The organism is Myroides sp. ZB35 (assembly GCF_001865835.1).
Taxonomy (GTDB): Bacteria; Bacteroidota; Bacteroidia; order Flavobacteriales; family Flavobacteriaceae; genus Flavobacterium; species Flavobacterium odoratimimum.
The window spans coordinates 1361621-1379421 of the sequence record NZ_CP017769.1; the positions used below are offsets into that span (position 1 = coordinate 1361621).

13 protein-coding genes are annotated in these 17801 nt (G+C 35.6%); 10 read left to right on the forward strand and 3 right to left on the reverse strand.

Features of this window, described 5'->3' with window-relative positions:
* From BK054_RS06155 to BK054_RS06165, 3 genes are all read right to left on the reverse strand, one after another.
* Positions 1-3144 carry a S41 family peptidase gene (locus BK054_RS06155; protein ID WP_071307083.1) on the reverse strand — a complete coding sequence of 1048 codons (3144 nt, stop codon included), beginning with the start codon at positions 3142-3144 and terminating at the stop codon, positions 1-3.
* 159 nt (positions 3145-3303) lie between these two features.
* Entirely contained in the window at positions 3304-3867 is a 564-nt protein-coding gene (locus BK054_RS06160; protein WP_071307084.1) for a 5-formyltetrahydrofolate cyclo-ligase, read from the reverse strand.
* Positions 3864-4814 carry a succinylglutamate desuccinylase/aspartoacylase family protein gene (locus BK054_RS06165; protein WP_006257760.1) on the reverse strand — a complete coding sequence of 317 codons (951 nt, stop codon included), beginning with the start codon at positions 4812-4814 and terminating at the stop codon, positions 3864-3866. Before BK054_RS06165 ends, BK054_RS06160 begins: the two co-directional genes overlap by 4 nt.
* 318 nt (positions 4815-5132) lie before the next feature.
* On the opposite strand from BK054_RS06165, the gene BK054_RS06170 reads away from it, so the two are divergent.
* The 10 genes from BK054_RS06170 (at position 5133) to BK054_RS06215 (ending at position 17790) form a co-directional block, all read left to right on the forward strand.
* Entirely contained in the window at positions 5133-5444 is a 312-nt protein-coding gene (locus BK054_RS06170) for a hypothetical protein (RefSeq protein ID WP_071307085.1), read from the forward strand.
* Positions 5445-5520: 76 nt separating this feature from the next.
* Entirely contained in the window at positions 5521-6009 is a 489-nt protein-coding gene (locus tag BK054_RS06175) for a hypothetical protein (protein WP_230493126.1), read from the forward strand.
* Positions 6002-7135: a DUF4279 domain-containing protein gene (locus BK054_RS06180; RefSeq protein ID WP_071307086.1), complete on the forward strand. Its 1134-nt coding sequence runs from the start codon at positions 6002-6004 to the stop codon at positions 7133-7135. The genes BK054_RS06175 and BK054_RS06180 overlap by 8 nt, the downstream gene beginning before the upstream one ends.
* Positions 7136-7617: 482 nt before the next feature.
* The gene (gene uvrC, locus BK054_RS06185; RefSeq protein WP_071307087.1) at positions 7618-9414 is read left to right on the forward strand and encodes an excinuclease ABC subunit UvrC; all 1797 of its coding nucleotides are present in this window, start codon (positions 7618-7620) and stop codon (positions 9412-9414) included.
* 19 nt (positions 9415-9433) lie between these two features.
* Entirely contained in the window at positions 9434-11671 is a 2238-nt protein-coding gene (locus BK054_RS06190) for a patatin-like phospholipase family protein (RefSeq protein WP_071307088.1), read from the forward strand.
* 505 nt (positions 11672-12176) lie between these two features.
* A complete protein-coding gene (locus BK054_RS06195) occupies positions 12177-13343 on the forward strand; it encodes a homogentisate 1,2-dioxygenase (RefSeq protein ID WP_006266111.1) in 1167 nt (388 codons plus the stop codon).
* 31 nt (positions 13344-13374) lie between these two features.
* A complete protein-coding gene (gene hppD / locus BK054_RS06200; RefSeq protein WP_006266112.1) occupies positions 13375-14535 on the forward strand; it encodes a 4-hydroxyphenylpyruvate dioxygenase in 1161 nt (386 codons plus the stop codon).
* 258 nt (positions 14536-14793) lie between these two features.
* Positions 14794-15573, forward strand: a complete 780-nt coding sequence (locus tag BK054_RS06205; RefSeq protein WP_006257752.1) for a DUF3108 domain-containing protein — start codon at positions 14794-14796, stop codon at positions 15571-15573.
* 15 nt (positions 15574-15588) lie between these two features.
* Positions 15589-16509: a tryptophan 2,3-dioxygenase family protein gene (locus tag BK054_RS06210; RefSeq protein ID WP_006262562.1), complete on the forward strand. Its 921-nt coding sequence runs from the start codon at positions 15589-15591 to the stop codon at positions 16507-16509.
* A gap of 39 nt (positions 16510-16548) precedes the next feature.
* Entirely contained in the window at positions 16549-17790 is a 1242-nt protein-coding gene (locus BK054_RS06215; RefSeq protein ID WP_071307089.1) for a M23 family metallopeptidase, read from the forward strand.
* Positions 17791-17801: the final 11 nt, after the last annotated feature.

Here is a 17801-nt window from a genome sequence, read left to right on the forward strand (position 1 = left end):
TTATTTAATGTCTTTCAAGATTTCTTGAATAGCTCTCTCTAATTGAGGATCATTGTCATTTAATCTATCTACGAATGTGTTTTTAACATAGATATCAGGTGCAACACCTGTTTTCTCTAGGTTCTGCCCATCCAATGTATAAGTACCCCATGATGGTAATCTATACGATGAGCCGTCTACTAAGCTCTTACCAGAAGTGAAGATAATCCATCTATACGTTTCTTGACCGATGATTTTACCTAGTTTTAAGGCTTTAAACCCTGCAGCAGTCATCTCGGCATCACTCAGAGACGATTCATTGATAAGCAATACTATTGGCTTACCACTAGGGGTGAAGTTACTCTGTACTGTTAGTTTACCTTCTCTATACTTCCATTGTAGATAGGGTCTTTGAGATAAGAAGTTCAGTACCTTGTCATGTACATTCCCTCCTGTATTATAACGCAAGTCTAAGATTACACCTTCTTTATTAGCCTCTTGTTCTACCATATCTAGTAAGAATCTGTCTAACTCAGGTGATGTCATATTCTTCATATACGTATATGCGATACGATTATCACTTAGCTTGTTCACACGTTGTTTATTCGTATAAATCCATTCGTCATACAGTAGTGACTTCATGTCTCCAAATGAGATAGGGTGTAGCTTTGTATTAATCTCTTTTCCTCCTCTATTGAATGTTAAGCTTATTTCTTCTTGACTATTAGCGAAGGTGAAATAAGTATCTCTATTTGCCTTTTCATCTACTTTATGCCCATTCACTTTGGTTAATACATCCCCCGGTTTAATATCTATGTCTGTAGCATAAGCAGGAGATTTACGTACGATACGCTCTACTTGATAAGGCTTATCTGTATTGAATACGATACCAGTCTCATAAGATCTGTAGCTTAGTTTTGTCTTTTCTTCACTTCCAGACGAATTAAACCCTAAATGAGAAGAACCTAATTCTCCTAACATATCATTCAGTAAGATACGCAGGTCATTTCTGCTATTAACATCTGGTAGATATTGAGCGAATTGCTCTTTCATATTATTCCAATCAATACCGTGGAAAGTTTCGTCATAGAAATTCTCCTCTACACCAGCCCATGTCTCATAATACATTTGGTTGAACTCATCTGCCAAGTTTTTAGTAAAGCTGTGTTTGATTTTAATCTGCTCAGGCTTTCCTTTACTTAACTCAAAGCTATAGATATTACCACTGATTAGTGCATATACTTTTTTGTCACGTTGAAGTAACTGATTCGCGCGTTTATCGAATACTTTCTCACTTTTATTATCTTCGAAGTCTTCGTAAACTGTTTTGTACAAATTGCCCTTTCCGTTTTCTTGATTCGTGTTATAGAACACTACCTCTTTCTTATCATCAGCGAATACGATAGGATTATATTGGTTACCAAAACGGTCACTTACCTGTTCTATACGGTCAAGTAGTCCCTCTGTGTTTATCTTAATAGATTTCACTTTTGGGGTATCGTCTTGTTTTTTCTTTTTGTCCTTTTTCTTAGTATCTTTTGTATCCTCTTCTTTCTTTTCTACGAATAGTTTGTCAAACTGATCAGACTTAAATGCATCTGTCTGCCAATCTACAGAGAATCGGTAGATACTAGGATTTTGCATTCCTAGAGGATAAGAAGGATTAAGTCTATCACTCATAAAGTAGATATACTTACCACTAGGAGACCAGTAAGGACTAGACTCTGCTACACCTGTATTCGTTAAGTTAATTGTCTCATTCTTCGCGATATGATGTACAAAGATGTCCTCTTCGAAATTGCGCTTAGCAGTGAATAACACATACTCCCCATTAGGAGAGAAAGAAGGTGTAGAGTTTTGGAATGCCCATATTTCGTCTTTTACTATTACTTTAGAAGTATAAGTCGTCAAGTCTAATAATCTCACTTCATCTCTACCACTTAGGTATACAGCTTTAGTCATTTCTTTATTTAAAGTAATGTCTCTGTTGTTGCGATTATCAGAAGTTAATTGAGTAACTGTTCCCTTGCCATCAGCAGATCTTTTAAACCAATTTTGGTATCCTTTATAAGTCTGACTGTATAGTAGCGTCTTGTTGTCCTTTAACCATTTTACTTCCATTACACGTTCTTTACCATCCGATACTGCTTGTACGAATTTTCCTTCGATATCCGATACGAATAATATTCCACGACTAACGAATGCAATCTTCTTGGCATCAGGAGATACATCGAAGTATTCCATATTCTCTTCTACAGCATAAGACTGATCTTTCTCGATAGCTTTATTTGTGTTAACAGAAGTAGCTAGAGGTGTTATAGACTTAGTAGCTGTATCAAGTACATAAATCATATAATCTTTCTCAAAAACGACTTTGCTACCATCAGCTGACACATAAGGTTTCTTGATAGAAGTATCGAAGTTCGTCAAGGCTACTTTCTTTCCATTCTCGAAGGTGTATAAGTTATAGTTACCATTGTTCTCGTCTGAGATGAAGTATATCTTCCCATTTTTATCTACTGTAGGGTTAAAATCCTTTCCTTCATAATCTGTATAAGATTTGAATGCCTTAGTCGTAGGATTATAACCTAGTATATCTGGGTTGTTCTCTCCTTTATAACGTTTACGAGTAGTCTGACTAGCACTCTCCATAGAACTAGTGAATAGGTATTCACCAGCAGGAGTAACAACTAATCCATTTGTATTATTAAAATAGTTTGTAAACAGTGGTTTAGGAGTGCCACCATTGATATCTATAGTATAAGAACCAAAGTTATTATTTGCGTTAGAAGTGAAGTAAATCGTCTTACTATCCCAACTCCAACTCTCTACATCTTCAGAAGCTTGGTGGTAAGTAAGTTGTGTGATTTGTCCCCCTGTTAGAGGCATTAAGAATACGTCTCTGTTGCCGTATTGGTCAGAAGAGAATGCAAGCCATTTTCCATCAGGAGATACACGAGGGTTAGTCTCGTTGCCCTCTAAGGCAGTTACTCTTAGAGCTTCTCCACCTGCTGTGGGAGCTTGCCATATATCGCCATTATAGCTAAAGTAAGTAGTCTTTCCATCAGGGCTTAGTGATGGGGTAGAAGCAAATTTAGGTGATTGCTGTCCCCATGCTAAACTTACAAGAGAAAGTGTAAGTAAGGTGATAGTGTTTTTGATCATTGGTTAATATTTTTAATAAACATAAAAATATTTTCCCTAACTCACTAATCCTAATTTAGTTTTAACTGTTGACAGAAGCCTAATAGCAAGGAGTGTGTCTTCAAATAGACCTATAAAAAGAACGAGACAATACCTCAATATTGCCTCGTACTATATGTATTAAAATCGATATACTTCTGTGGGTGTGATGCAATAGTCAAGAGGAATATCTCCTTCTCTCACATCACTGATATGGTCTTCTGGTGGGAAAAAACTCAGCCCTACTTTAACTACATCGGGCTTGCATTCTGCTAAGAATCTATCGTAGAACCCCTTGCCATAGCCTATTCTGTTCCCTTGTTTGTCATAAGCTAATAAGGGAATGAAGACTACATCAAGTTGTTTTTCGCTTACTTGAATGCCGTCTATAGGTTCAGGAATACCATAACTATTGACTTTAATCGTAGTGTTATCCGTCAAGAGGTAATGTGATAATGTTCCCTCCTTAAAGTCAGATTTAGATAAGATAGTATTCTTATCCTTACCCGCTAGTATCTGAAGTAGGTATTCTGTATCTATTTCCTTTTTATTTCGAATACTTAGAAACAGGTGGTAGTTCACCTTATCCCAGATCGGTAACTGTAGTGCTTGATTTGCGATTTCTAAACTGAGGTCATCTATTCTATCTAAGTCTAAGTTATCGCGAAGAGCTTTATATTTTAATCTTAATTCTTCTTTATTCATTTTTTTAATGTTTTTGAGATGTGAAATACTGCATCTCCTTGATAGACTATAGGAGCATCATTTACATTGATTACATAGCCTGCATTCGGTGCTTTGATTGTTGTGTTTTCTTTTCCATACGGGTCAGATACCTCTGCTAGCACAGCTCCTTTTTCTACATACGAACCTATTTTTACCTGATCGTGTAATAATCCAGAACGCTTAGCACGTACCCAAATAGAGTTGGTGATGATGGTCATATCCTCTTTAGGAGGACAGATGCTAAACTCATCTTTCAGCATATCAAAAGAGTGTAAGAATCGCTTGGTACCTTCTACTCCCATTTCAGATACATCAGAGTTAATATCTAAGGACTTTCCTCCTTCGAATAATAGCATTTTGATACCTTTCTTAGCACACGCATTTCTAAAAGAACCTGCTATCTGTGCTGAGTACAACAAGAAGGGTGGGTGAAAGATAGTCGCTAACTCTTCTAACTCTAGGTTTTCTGGAGCGATTCTGATTTGAGGAGCGTTAAATCTACTTGCACCTCCTGCGTGAAAGTCGATAGCATAGTCTACATGAGGCAAGATATAGTTCACGAGATAATGGGCAAAGCGCCCTGCTAGTGAACCAGTCTTACTACCAGGGAATACCCTGTTCATATCTCTCCCATCTGGGAACTCTCTAGATTGGTTAATAAAACCAAATATATTAATCACAGGGATACAAATAATCGTACCTCGCTTAGGAACATTCATCCCACGATGTACTATCTGACGTACGATATCCACCCCATTCAACTCATCACCATGTAGTCCAGCAGAGAGTAATACGGTAGGACCGTCTAGTCTAGCTCTAGATACGATAACAGGTATTTTAAGTTTAGTAGCTGTGTGTAATCTTGCGATTTCAAGGTTTAAAGTCTTGGTTTCACCAGGATGTATTGTTTCATCTAGTATAGTCATCTTTATAACAATTTTGGAACTGTGAAGATATTAAAAGTTTCGCATTCGTGTTTTAATCGAAAGAGACAAATCGTTACTAGTGGTGTTTTTAGTGCTTTTTTAGGGGTGGTCGGCTTGTGGTCGGTATATGATAGGCATGTGCTCGGCTAATAAGTGCTATAAATAAGCCTATCACTAGCCTATCAACTAGGGAGCATATCGGGATGATAGGGAGAGATGTGTCACGGATTACTGTGAAAACGTGAGCTATATGTTTGAATAATTGAGTTTTGTGAAGAGATAAATGAGTACATTTAATGTGTTTTAAATTAGATAATAATGGTGTTTGGTCTCGGTCACTTATTCGGTAGTTATGAATTAATCCATTCTAGTGTGAATGATGAAGCAGTCTCTTTTCTTATCCTGAAAGGTGGTGAAGAATGTGGTACTCTTTTTATCTCAAAGAGCAGTAGACGCATGACTTATCATATCGGAAGAGGACGCTATTTCGGAAAAGGGAGTATTGATCTAAAGGAGGTGAACTTTGTTTATCATAAGGGGAGGGTATCTATACAGATACAAGGTAGTCGTACTCTAGTATTTAAGTGTAGTGAAGAGGTTTATGGAGTGTTAGACTCGGTGTTTGATTAGTTTTTAATGTTCCAGATTAAAATATGTAAAAATGGGGTCTGCGGGTTGTCGTAGGGCTAAACTTAAAAGAGTTAGTATGCAGTCAGCAGAATTAATTGATGTAGTATTTTATGGGACGTTTCGAGAGAGACAGTTAGAGCTCGTGTCATTGTTATTAGAAAAGTCTCGTAATTTTAGTTGTGTGATATATGACAACGTTGAGATAGAAGCAATGTACTTTGATATAGATATGTTGAATCGGGCTACTTATCTGAATTTTGGTTTTGGTGTAGAAGAGGTTGTCTTTGATGGGTACTGTATTCCCAATTTATTTGTAGATATTACTAAAGATGAAGATAAGATAGAGTTATTGATGTTTTTCGCTTTAGGAGATATTGAAGGAAGGACAGATAAAGAGAGATTAGATATTCTAAAGTGTAGGTTAGATCTTGTTAAGGAGAGATATTCATTTGAATCTTATATCTGTCGTATGGATAATGGTGATGACGATATAGATGATGAGGTTTATTTTGATAGTAGTGGTAGGTATGGAATGTTGTATAATAAATTAGAACAGTATGAATAAGGAAGAAGAATTAGAAAAACGCGAAAAAGCATTTAGAGCTAATACAGGTGAGGAGTATTATGATCTTGCATTATATTATGATGAAGCTAATGATAAAGAACCAAATAAGTATAGTTTTCGAAGTTTATACTTTTATTTTAGAGCGGGGCAATTGGGATATGCAGATGGGTACAATGGAATAGGTACTCTCATTAGTAGTCATGATGGTGTTAAGAATAATATCACTAGAGCAAGAGATTATTTTAAGCAAGCAATAGAAAAAGGAAGTTATTGTGCAAAACTTAATTATTTCTTGACACTGAACCAAGAAGAGTATCCGACTTGTTTAAAGCTTGTTGTTACTGTTACAGGGGATAAGCTAGATAGTGCACGTTTTTCAGAATTAGTGGGTATTAGTCCTACTAATTTTTGGTTGAAGGGTGATGATACAACACAATATCCATACAGTTTAGGACGTAAGAAGACTTGTTGGCAATATGAGTTTGATAATTTAATAACAAGAGACTTAGCACCATTAGTAGATTTGTTCAAAGAAAGCTTTGGGACGAAAGTGGATATTATCAGTAAGTATATTCAAGAGAATGATTTAATGATGGAGTTAGATGTAATAGCGGATATAAACTATGGGATTATACCATCTTATTATATGGATAAAGAATTTATGAGTCTCCTAGTACAGATGAATGCAGATATCAATTTTGAACAAGAGTATTTTGAAGGTTTTGTTGATGACTATGCTGATTGGTTAAAAGAGCAAAAGATTGACTTAATCGAGAACGATAAACTGTTGCGTGCCTTTCAAGATAAGGAGGTGACAAAGTTTGTATATGATAATAAAAAGAAACGTATGGAGTTAAGCTTTGATGGTTATTATGATTCTGTAAAAGGGAAAGAGATTAATAGTTCATGTTTATTAATTATAGACGAATGGGATGAAGTGAAAAATAAATTAGATTGTTCTATAAAGAATGAGGGGCTAAGCGCTAATCTCGCTGTCATAAGTAATATATTGTCCATCAGTGTAGTTGAAGATAGTGTTAATATGGTTGTTTGTACTACTGATGGTCAACAGTATGAGATTACCTTTAAGAAGGAGGCGATGTGGTTGTGTTTAGACTTTTATTAACTAAAAAATGATATAGTATGTCTAAGTTGAAGTGTGAATGTAATGAAGTAATAAAGCTTAGTGAGATACCGAGTAACGTTTTGTGTATAGTCTTTCTTTCATATACAGTTCGTGCGGAGTTTAAATATGCGAAAAATAATATCTTCACTTTGAGTTACTTGTGAGATGCTTCCTTCGTCAGCATGACATAGATTGTTGTTATGGTTTGGCGCGCTGTGTGACATAGGATAGAGTATTCAAAAAATGTCTAGTAGATGTTTTTAGTGAATGTGAGAGGAGGCATGTTGGTTTAATTGCATCTGTACCTTATATGTCTGGTGGAATATCGTGTGTGATGCTATATGAGAATACATATTCTATATTTCATTATGCCGTAGGCACTGATTATTAACTCCTAATTAAGCGTAGCGTCTTGTATAAACTGAACAGTTTTTTTAGCAAAGGAAATAGTTTTAGTATTTTTGTGAGTATAATATTTACTTATGCAGGTTTCACCTTCTTTAGCAGTACAGATACAGACATTACCAGATCAGCCAGGAGTATATCAATACTATGATAAGGATGATAAGATACTGTATGTAGGTAAGGCTAAAAACTTAAAGAAACGGGTTAGTTCGTACTTTAATAAAATACATGATAACGCCAAGACCAATGTGTTGGTGAAGAAGATTGTGACGATAAAGCATATCGTTGTGCCTACTGAGACAGATGCATTACTGCTAGAAAATAACTTGATCAAGCAGTTACAGCCACGTTATAATGTATTGCTAAAGGACGATAAGAGTTATCCGTGGATATGTATTAAGAAAGAACCCTTTCCGAGAGTGTTTACTACACGTCGTATGGTGAAGGATGGATCAGAGTACTTCGGGCCTTATACGAGTATCAAGACTGTACATACGCTGATTGATTTGATTAAAGAATTGTATCCGTTGCGTACGTGTAATCTAGATTTGACGACTAGTAATGTGCGCAGTGGGAAGTATAAGGTATGCTTAGAGTATCATATCGGTAACTGTGGTGGGCCATGTGAAGAGCGCGAGAGTGATAAGCAATACGACAATAAGATCAGAGCTATCCGAGATATCTTGAAAGGGAATTTTAAAGAGAGTTTAAAGGAGTTTAAGGATTATATGATGGAGTTGGCTTCTAATATGGAGTTTGAGGAAGCACAAAAGGTCAAGGATAAAATAGATCTGTTAGAGAATTATCAGTCTAAGTCTACTATTGTTAGCTCTAAGATTAGCAATGTAGATGTGTTCTCTATCATCTCGGATGAAGGAGCTGCTTATGTGAATTTCTTACAAGTGTCTTATGGTGCGATCATTCGTTCGCATACGATGGAGTTGAAGAAGAAATTAGACGAGACAGATGAAGAGTTATTAGAGCTTGCGATTACGGAATTAAGAGAGCGCTTTCACTTGAATTCAAAAGAGATTATCGTTCCTTTCGATGTTGAGGTACAAGAAGGGATACATGTGACTGTACCTAAGCTTGGGGACAAGAAGAAATTACTAGACTTATCAGAGCGCAATGCTAAGTATTATAGAATAGATCAGCTTAAACAGATTAAGATAGTGGATCCTGAGCGTCATGTGAACCGTATCATGACACAGATGAAGAAGGACTTGCGTATGCATGTAGAGCCACGTCATATAGAGTGTTTTGATAACTCGAATATACAAGGGACTAATCCTGTGTCTGCTTGTGTTGTCTTTAAAGACGGAAAACCTAGTAAGAAAGACTATCGCCACTTCAATGTGAAGACTGTAGATGGGCCTAATGACTATGATACGATGGAGGAGATCGTGTATAGACGTTATAAGCGCGTGATAGAGGAAGGACAACCATTACCTGATCTTATCGTGATAGATGGAGGTAAGGGACAGTTAGGTGTTGCGGTTAATTGTCTTGAGCGATTAGGCATCAGAGGAAAGGTGGCTATTATCAGTTTAGCAGAGCGATTAGAAGAAATCTTCTATCCAGGAGATAGTGTTCCTCTGTATTTAGATAAGCGATCTGAGACGATGAAGGTGATCATACATCTTAGAGATGAAGCACACCGATTTGGTTTGACATTTCATAGAAACCAACGCAGTAAGAACGCAATAACAAGTGAGCTCGATGGAATCAGTGGTGTAGGGGAGAAAACTAAAACAACACTGATGAATCATTTTAAATCAACAAAGAGAATCAAAGAAGCTAGCTTAGAAGACTTAGAAAAAGTAATAGGAAAGTCAAAAGGGAAGCTTGTATTTGATTTTTTTCAAGTAAATTAGAGGAAAAATTAACATAGTGATGCATAGAATAATATTACTAGTATTTTGCTCTATCCTTTTAGCATCAAATAGTTATGCTTCAGAGGGAGAGAAAGATAGGCCAAAAGTAGGTTTAGTACTGAGTGGAGGTGGTGCTAAAGGATTAGCTCATATCGGAGTGCTAAAGGTACTTGAAGAAGAGGGAGTAAAAGTAGATTATATCGCTGGTACTAGTATGGGAGCCATCGTAGGAGGATTATATGCTTCTGGATATACTGCAAAAGAGTTAGACTCTATTTTTAATAGTATTGATGTATCGGCCTTGATAAAGGATTATATTCCTCGTATCTCTAAATCGTTTTATGAAAAAAAGAATGATGAGATTTATGCGTTGACTTTACCCTTTGATAAGTTTAGAATAGGATTTCCAAAAGCGTTGTCTAGAGGGATGTATAACTATAACCTGATGAATAAGCTATTAGCTCACGTTCGTCATGTTAGAGATTTTAGTGAGTTACAGATTCCGTTTTTATGTATTGCAACTGATTTAGAGACAGGAGAAGGAGTTGTTTTAAAAGAGGGATATTTACCACAGGTTATTTTAGCTAGTGGAGCGTTCCCTTCATTATTTGCTCCAGTGAAGATAGATGGAAAATACTTAATAGATGGAGGAGTTGTGAATAACTATCCTATCGATCAGTTACGAGAAATGGGGGCTGATATTGTAATAGGTGTTGATGTACAAGACGACCTTAAAACAATAGAAGAAATAGAAGGAGCTCCAGATTTGTTATTACAGATATCGAATTACTCTACGATTAATCAGATGAAGAATAAACTTCCTAAAACAGATGTGTACATTAAGCCTGATATTGTTGGTTATACTGTGGTGTCATTTGATAAGGGAGAACCTATTATTGAGAGAGGAGTTAATGCGGCGAATAAGGTTATTGTAGACTTAAAATTATTAGGAGGAGATAAGAACGTAGTGAAAGATCATTATGTTCCGAAAGAGTCAGATTCAATAGCAATTACTAGTATTGATATTAAAGGGTTAAACAAGTATACTCGTAGATATATACATGGTAAATTAGGGTTTAAACCTAATAGTAAGATTTCTTTTGATCAACTAGCAAATGGTATCACACAGCTAAATGGTACTGAGAACTTTAGTAGTATGACCTACAAGTTTGAAGAAGATGGAGATAAGGATAAGATGAAAATGGAATTAGTGGAGAATCCTGTTAATCGTTATCTAAAACTCGGTGTACACTATGATGGATTATATAAAGCAGCAGCTTTAGTGAATGTTACTCAGAAGAATCTTTTTACGAAAAGTGATGTTGCTTCATTAGATTTAGCATTAGGAGATAATGTTCGTTATAACTTCAATTATTTTGTCGATAATGGATTCTACTGGAGTGTAGGAGTTTCTTCTAAATATAATCAGTTTAGTCGAGATCTGCCTTATACCATGTTAGTTGGGACTAGTGGAGGAGAGATGAATATAGAGAATGCGCCTGCTATGTTTGGGGTAGATTATGCAGATTTAGAAAATAAGTTATATTTCCAGACTTTTTATCAGCAGAAGTATTTGTTGAATATAGGTTTTGAACACAGATTCTTAGATATTAGAAGTAAGACTTTAAATTTACCTAACTCAAAGTTTGATAGGAATCACTATTTAGGTGGGTTTGCGAATGTAACGATGGATACTTATGACAATAAGTATTTTCCACGCAAAGGATTCTTATTTAAGGGAGAGTATAAAAACTATTTTTATTCAACAGAACATGAGAATTATGTTCCACATGAATTTGATAACTTTTCGACACTAACTGGACAAATAGGATATGCTACGCGTATCACAGATAAGTTAGCAGTAGATATCAAATCAAGGTTAGGAACTGTGATAGGAACTACTCCAAGTCTTGGATTTGGATATGCTTTAGGGGGATATGGATTTGCAGATCGAGATAACGTTATTCCTTTCTTCGGATATGAATTATTAGGTATCGGAGGAGATTCTTTCATTATGGGAGGTATTACTTTTGATTATGAAATATTCAAGAAGCACCATATTAATTTTACTGCTAATTATGCGAATGCAGGAGAGAAGATTTTTTCAAGTTCAGACTGGTTCACTAAGGCGAAGTATTCTGGGTATGCAGTAGGATATGGAATGCAGAGTATGATAGGACCTATAGAGGCTAAGTTTACGTATTCTCCAGAGACAGGTAGTACTTATACTATATTCTCAGTAGGATTCTGGTTCTAGGTGAGTAAGATTAGATTAAAAACGGGTATAGTAAAACGAATAGTTTTACTATACCCGTTTTTTTATTGTCTCAGAATGTGAAGACGTTGTTTGTTGATATGTGTATATAATTTGTATTTTGTTGTTGATATGTAAAATATATTTGGACAAAAAATTGTATAATTCATTTTTATTTCGATATTTGTGTTATTATGAAAACACAATGGGACGGTTTATTGGCTTATTTAAAGTTTCTCATCAAGCGCAAGCCTGAATGAGTACTTTTACTTTTTATATTATTCCTAATTAAACATTAGCCAAATGTTGTAATGTACCCTAGTGTATGTAGTGTAGTAGCTTATTATGACTTTTATAGCTACACCTTTCTATACATTTTGACCTGGCAGCTCTGTTGAGGTTGACTTCACAAGATATCTTTAGATGCATTGCCTTGTATGCTTGACGTTGTCTATTCTTTTATGTTTAATCAGGAATCTGAATCACCAACCAAAAATATTAAGTAATTATGCCTTTATATCATCACTTAGGGAGTATTCCCCCTAAACGTCACACCGTATTCCGAAAGGAAAATGGGGACTTATATTATGAGCAATTGTTTGGTACAATTGGCTTCGATGGTATGTATACCAATATGTATCACGAGCACCGACCTACTCAGGTAAAGAAGATTTTAGGACAGTATAGTATTGCGCCTAAAATAGCAAAGTCTAATCACATTCAATCTTATCGTTTACGTGGTTTTCAGGTAGCTCCTGAGAATGATTATTTAGAAAGCCGAAAAGCAGTTTTGACCAATAGTGACTGTACCATTGTATTAGCGGCACCTAAACAATCATTAAGAGATTACTTTTATAAAAACACGGATTCTGATGAATTAATTTTTATTCATAAGGGGACAGGTACATTGCGTACGATGTTAGGTAACCTTACTTTTAAGTATGGTGACTACCTGCTGATACCTCGAGGAATTATTTATCAGATCGATTTTGATACGGAAGATAATAGACTATTTATCGTAGAGTCTAGACGTCCTATCTATACTCCTAAGCGCTATCGCAATTGGTTTGGACAGTTATTAGAGCACTCTCCATTCTGTGAGCGTGATATCAGGCGCCCGGATGTATTAGAAACTTTTAATGAGACAGGAGATTTTCTTATTAAAGTAAGAAAGCAAGATGAGATATTTGAGATGGTCTATGCTACACATCCTTTTGATGTTGTGGGATATGATGGGTATAATTATCCATATGCATTCTCTATTCATGACTTCGAACCGATAACTGGGAGGATTCACCAACCACCACCAGTGCATCAGACATTTGAGACAGATGCATTCGTAGTGTGTTCTTTTGTACCACGTCTATATGACTATCATCCAGATTCTATTCCAGCGCCTTATAACCACAGTAATATTGATAGTGATGAGGTGTTGTATTATGTAGATGGAGACTTTATGAGTCGTAATGATATCGCTCCAGGGCATATCTCTCTGCATCCTGCAGGTATACCTCATGGACCACATCCTGGTGCAGCAGAGCGTTCGATAGGTAAGACTGAAACACAAGAATTGGCAGTGATGGTAGATACTTTTAAACCTCTTATGGTAACTGAAGAGGCGATGAAGATAGCAGATGAACAATATTACCAATCGTGGTTAGAACCTGAGAAATAAGAATCAAACAACAACCTAAAAACTATATATTATGAGTAAAGAAGTAAAGTCAGTTGAATTTGGCTTAGAAAAAATATTTGAAGGAGCGCAAGATTTCTTGCCTCTATTAGGAACAGATTACGTAGAATTTATTGTAGGAAATGCTAAGCAGGCGGCTCATTTTTATAAAACAGCTTTTGGTTTTCAATCTTTGGCGTATGCCGGATTAGAGACAGGAGTAAGAGATAGAGCGTCTTACGTGTTGGTACAGGATAAAATCAGAATAGTATTGACTACACCTTTAACGGCAGAGTCAGAATTAAATAACCATATCGTACAACATGGTGATGGTGTAAAAGTGGTGGCATTATGGGTGGAAGATGCTCGCAAAGCGTATGAAGAAACAACTAGTCGTGGTGCAAAGTCATTTATGGCACCTACTGTAGAGAAAGATGAGTTCGGTGAAGTAGTGCGTGCAGGTATCTATACGTATGGTGAGACGGTACATATGTTCGTAGAACGCAAGAATTATACAGGTACATTCTTACCAGGATTTAAAAAATGGGAGAGTGATTATAACCCTACTCCGGTTGGATTAAAATACGTAGATCACATGGTAGGTAATGTGGGATGGAATGAGATGAATACTTGGGTAAAGTGGTATGAGGATGTGATGGGATTCGTAAACTTCTTATCTTTCGATGATAAACAAATCAATACGGAGTATTCTGCCTTAATGAGTAAGGTAATGTCTAATGGCAATGGGCGTATTAAATTCCCTATTAATGAGCCTGCAGAAGGTGCGAAAAGATCACAAGTAGAAGAGTATTTAGACTTCTATAATGGTCCTGGAGTACAACATATCGCTGTAGCTACCGATGATATCATTAAGACTGTAGCTGCTATGAAAGATAGAGGAGTTGAGTTTTTATCTGCTCCACCACAAGCATATTATGATATGATACCTGCTCGACTAGGGGTACATATGGATATGATGAAGGAGGATATTAAAGAACTTCAGAAGCTCGGTATCATGATTGACGCCGATGAAGAAGGATATTTATTACAGATATTTACGAAGCCTGTAGAGGATAGACCGACTTTATTCTTCGAAATTATTCAGAGAATGGGAGCAAGAGGATTTGGTGCAGGTAACTTTAAAGCCTTATTTGAGTCAATAGAGCGTGAACAAGAGAAAAGAGGAACACTTTAAGATTCAGTTAATTAAATATTAAAACAGGTCTTTTGGAGACTTGTTTGGTTAAATAAAAGTTAAAAACCAATTAGGGTGGTAATAGTCCGTAAAAAGCTATACATTTGCACTCGCAAAAATAAGGTCGTCATAAGCTTTATTTGAGTGTAATAAATTTTTCATAATTTATAGTTTTTTGGTTGGTTAATAGCATAAAAACTCAGTCATTTCTTTGGCTGGGTTTTTTTGTTTGCTATTTTTGAATAAAAAACAACCAATATGAAAAAGAATCTTCTAATATTACTTGTGTGTGTGTTTACCACAAGTATTCTGTACTCACAATCTTCTGTGAAGGCTTTTGATAAAGGTGAATTCCTGAAATTTAGAATTAGTTATGGGTTATTAAATGCTGGTATAGCTACTTTGCGTTTGACAGATACTGTCCAGAATGGCGTCCCTGTTTACCATGCTAAAGGAATTGGTTATACTACAGGTGTGCCTAAGATGTTTTTTAAAGTATATGATAACTACGAGAGTTATTTTGAAAAGAAAGAGGTAATTCCTCATCGTTTTATTCGAAAAATAGATGAAGGTGGCTATACAAAGGACCAGGAAGGGTGGTTTAACTACAAGAATATGAAAGTCACTGTAAAGGATTATGAGAAGAAGACAGAGAAGCAATATACAGTTACTAAAAGCGTGCAAGATATCGTATCTTCCTTTTACTATTTGCGTAAATATCCTGGGTTAAATGATCTTAAAGTAGGTGAGTCTGTAGAGATAGATATGTTCTTCGATGGAGAAATATTTAAATTTAAATTAAAATATCTAGGAGAGGAAGTTTTAAAGACAAATTTTGGTAAATTGAAAACTTTAAAGTTTCGTCCTTATGTGATGGCAGGCCGTGTGTTTAAAGAGAAGGAAAGTTTGACAGTTTGGGTAAGTGCTGATGCTAATAAAGTGCCAGTACGTATCAAAGCCAGCCTTGCAGTAGGTTCTCTAAAAGCTGATTTAGAGGAGTATAAGAATTTAGTGACGAAGCTAGAGTTCGTAAAATAATTAGTTAATAAAAGTATGATCGATAAAAAATTCTCTGAGGTAGTGGATCGCTTTAATGATTTAGGAATTAAGGCAGAAACTCAAATAGAAGGCATGTTGTATGCTAAACCTATTACGTATTGGGATTATATCCAAACTGATGCATTGCTAAATCTCCAGACTCAGAGAACCGTCTTGCCCGATGAGATGGTGTTTATTATGTATCATCAAGTGAATGAGCTATTATTTAAAATGATATTGTGGGAGCTGAATCAGGTAAGTGAGTGTAATGATGAGAGCCTAACAGTAGAGTTCTTTAAAGAACGGCTAGCTAGAATAAGTCGTTATTTTGATATGCTTACGTCTTCGTTTACGATTATGAAAGATGGAATGGAGGTAGAACAGTATTTGAAATTTAGGAATACTTTAGCTCCTGCAAGTGGATTTCAGAGTAGTCAGTATCGATTAATTGAGTTTGGTTGTACAGATTGGATTAATTTAATCGATAAGAGATTTGTAAATGATTTACCACAAAATATTTCTGAAAAAGAGGCGTTAGAATATATGTATTGGCAGGCAGCAGGTAAAGACTATAAGACAGGAGAGAAGTCATATCTATTGAAAGAGTTTGAAAACAGATATTGTGAAACTTTTGTTAAAGCCATGAAAGATTATGAAAAAACAAATTTATGGCAGAAATTTGTGAAATTACCCCTAGAAGCCAAATCAGATAAGGGGTTGATAGAAGCGATGCGCCATTTTGATAAAACAGTTAATGTTGTATGGGTAATGGGGCATTATGAAGCTGCACTTAAGTATCTTGAAAGTCATCCAGGAGAAACAAAAGAAGCTACTGGAGGAAGTGATTGGAAAAAGTATATGTTGCCACAATATCAGAAGCGCATATTCTTTCCAGAGTTATGGAGTGAGGAAGAAAAAGCGAATTGGGGGAAATAGTAAAGGAGAAGAAGTTGAAAATAAAGATATTTTAGAGTTTTGAAGCAATTTATTTATAGTGTACTAATCGCTACAGCACTTATCTCATGTAAAAAAACGGAAGAGGTTACTATAGAAGCCCAACCAGAAAAAGAGCATGTAGAAGAGATTGTAGGAGAATTATATGGTTTTGATTTAAAAGATTACGTTTTAGTAGAAGATACTATTCGAAGTGGAGATAATATTGGGAAGATCTTCGGGAATAATAATATTGGTTCTACTGAAGTTCATAATATAGTTACGCAAGTAAAAGATACATTCAATGTACGTAATATTCGCGTTGGTCAACCTTATGCTTTGGTTAAGTATAGAAAGGATCAAGAGAAGTTAGCTGCATTTATCTATCATCCTAATATATCTGGATATCAGGTTATCGATTTGCGTGACTCGATTAGTGCTTACACAATTACTTATCCAGTAACTATTAAGCGTAGAACAGTTGCTTCAGAAATAGAAGGATCGCTTTCATTAAGTTTAAGTAAAGAAGGTGTAGATCAATCTCTAGCGACTAAAATGTCACAGATCTTTGCATGGTCTATTGACTTCTTTAAATTACAACCAGAAGACAGATTTGCTTTTACAATAGAGGAAAAGTATATTAATGATACTATTTATTTAGGAGTGTCTAAGATAGATGCTGCTTACTTTAGATATCGTGGGAAGGATTTGTATTCTTTTCCTTATAAAAGACAAGATTCTAAAGCTACTGAATATTTTGATAAAGAGGGACGACCAATGAAGAGTATGTTCTTAAAGGCTCCTTTGAAGTTCTTTAGAATTACTTCAAAATATTCAAAAAATCGTTTTCACCCTGTACAGAAGAAATGGAAGTCTCATAATGGAACAGATTATGCAGCTCCTACAGGAACGCCAATCATGACTACTGCATCTGGTGTAGTAGAAAGAGCTGGATATACAGCAGGAAATGGTAACTTTGTAAAAGTAAAACACAATGGTACATATTCTACTCAATATTTACATATGTCTAAAATACTTGTAAAAGTAGGACAGAGAGTAGATCAAGGACAGACAATAGGACTTGTAGGAAGTACAGGTCTAGCGACTGGACCACACGTATGTTACCGTTTTTGGAAAAACGGGGTACAGGTAGATCCATTGAGTCAATCTTTACCTAACTCTGTGCCAATGGAAAAGAGAGATTTGCCAGCATTCAAAGAGTATATTACACCACTTAAAGCTGAATTAGATAAAGCATTAAACGAAAAATTTAAAGGAGAATAAAAGTTAGTTAG

What these genes read in the sequence shown, in the direction of transcription:
- BK054_RS06155 (WP_071307083.1), bottom strand. Translation starts at nt 3,144, where the DNA reads ATGATCAAAAACACTATCACCTTACTTACACTTTCTCTTGTAAGTTTA.
- BK054_RS06160 (WP_071307084.1), bottom strand. Translation starts at nt 3,867, where the DNA reads ATGAATAAAGAAGAATTAAGATTAAAATATAAAGCTCTTCGCGATAAC.
- BK054_RS06165 (WP_006257760.1), bottom strand. Translation starts at nt 4,814, where the DNA reads ATGACTATACTAGATGAAACAATACATCCTGGTGAAACCAAGACTTTA.
- BK054_RS06170 (WP_071307085.1), top strand. Translation starts at nt 5,133, where the DNA reads ATGGTGTTTGGTCTCGGTCACTTATTCGGTAGTTATGAATTAATCCAT.
- BK054_RS06175 (WP_230493126.1), top strand. Translation starts at nt 5,521, where the DNA reads ATGCAGTCAGCAGAATTAATTGATGTAGTATTTTATGGGACGTTTCGA.
- BK054_RS06180 (WP_071307086.1), top strand. Translation starts at nt 6,002, where the DNA reads ATGAATAAGGAAGAAGAATTAGAAAAACGCGAAAAAGCATTTAGAGCT.
- uvrC (WP_071307087.1), top strand. Translation starts at nt 7,618, where the DNA reads ATGCAGGTTTCACCTTCTTTAGCAGTACAGATACAGACATTACCAGAT.
- BK054_RS06190 (WP_071307088.1), top strand. Translation starts at nt 9,434, where the DNA reads ATGCATAGAATAATATTACTAGTATTTTGCTCTATCCTTTTAGCATCA.
- BK054_RS06195 (WP_006266111.1), top strand. Translation starts at nt 12,177, where the DNA reads ATGCCTTTATATCATCACTTAGGGAGTATTCCCCCTAAACGTCACACC.
- hppD (WP_006266112.1), top strand. Translation starts at nt 13,375, where the DNA reads ATGAGTAAAGAAGTAAAGTCAGTTGAATTTGGCTTAGAAAAAATATTT.
- BK054_RS06205 (WP_006257752.1), top strand. Translation starts at nt 14,794, where the DNA reads ATGAAAAAGAATCTTCTAATATTACTTGTGTGTGTGTTTACCACAAGT.
- BK054_RS06210 (WP_006262562.1), top strand. Translation starts at nt 15,589, where the DNA reads ATGATCGATAAAAAATTCTCTGAGGTAGTGGATCGCTTTAATGATTTA.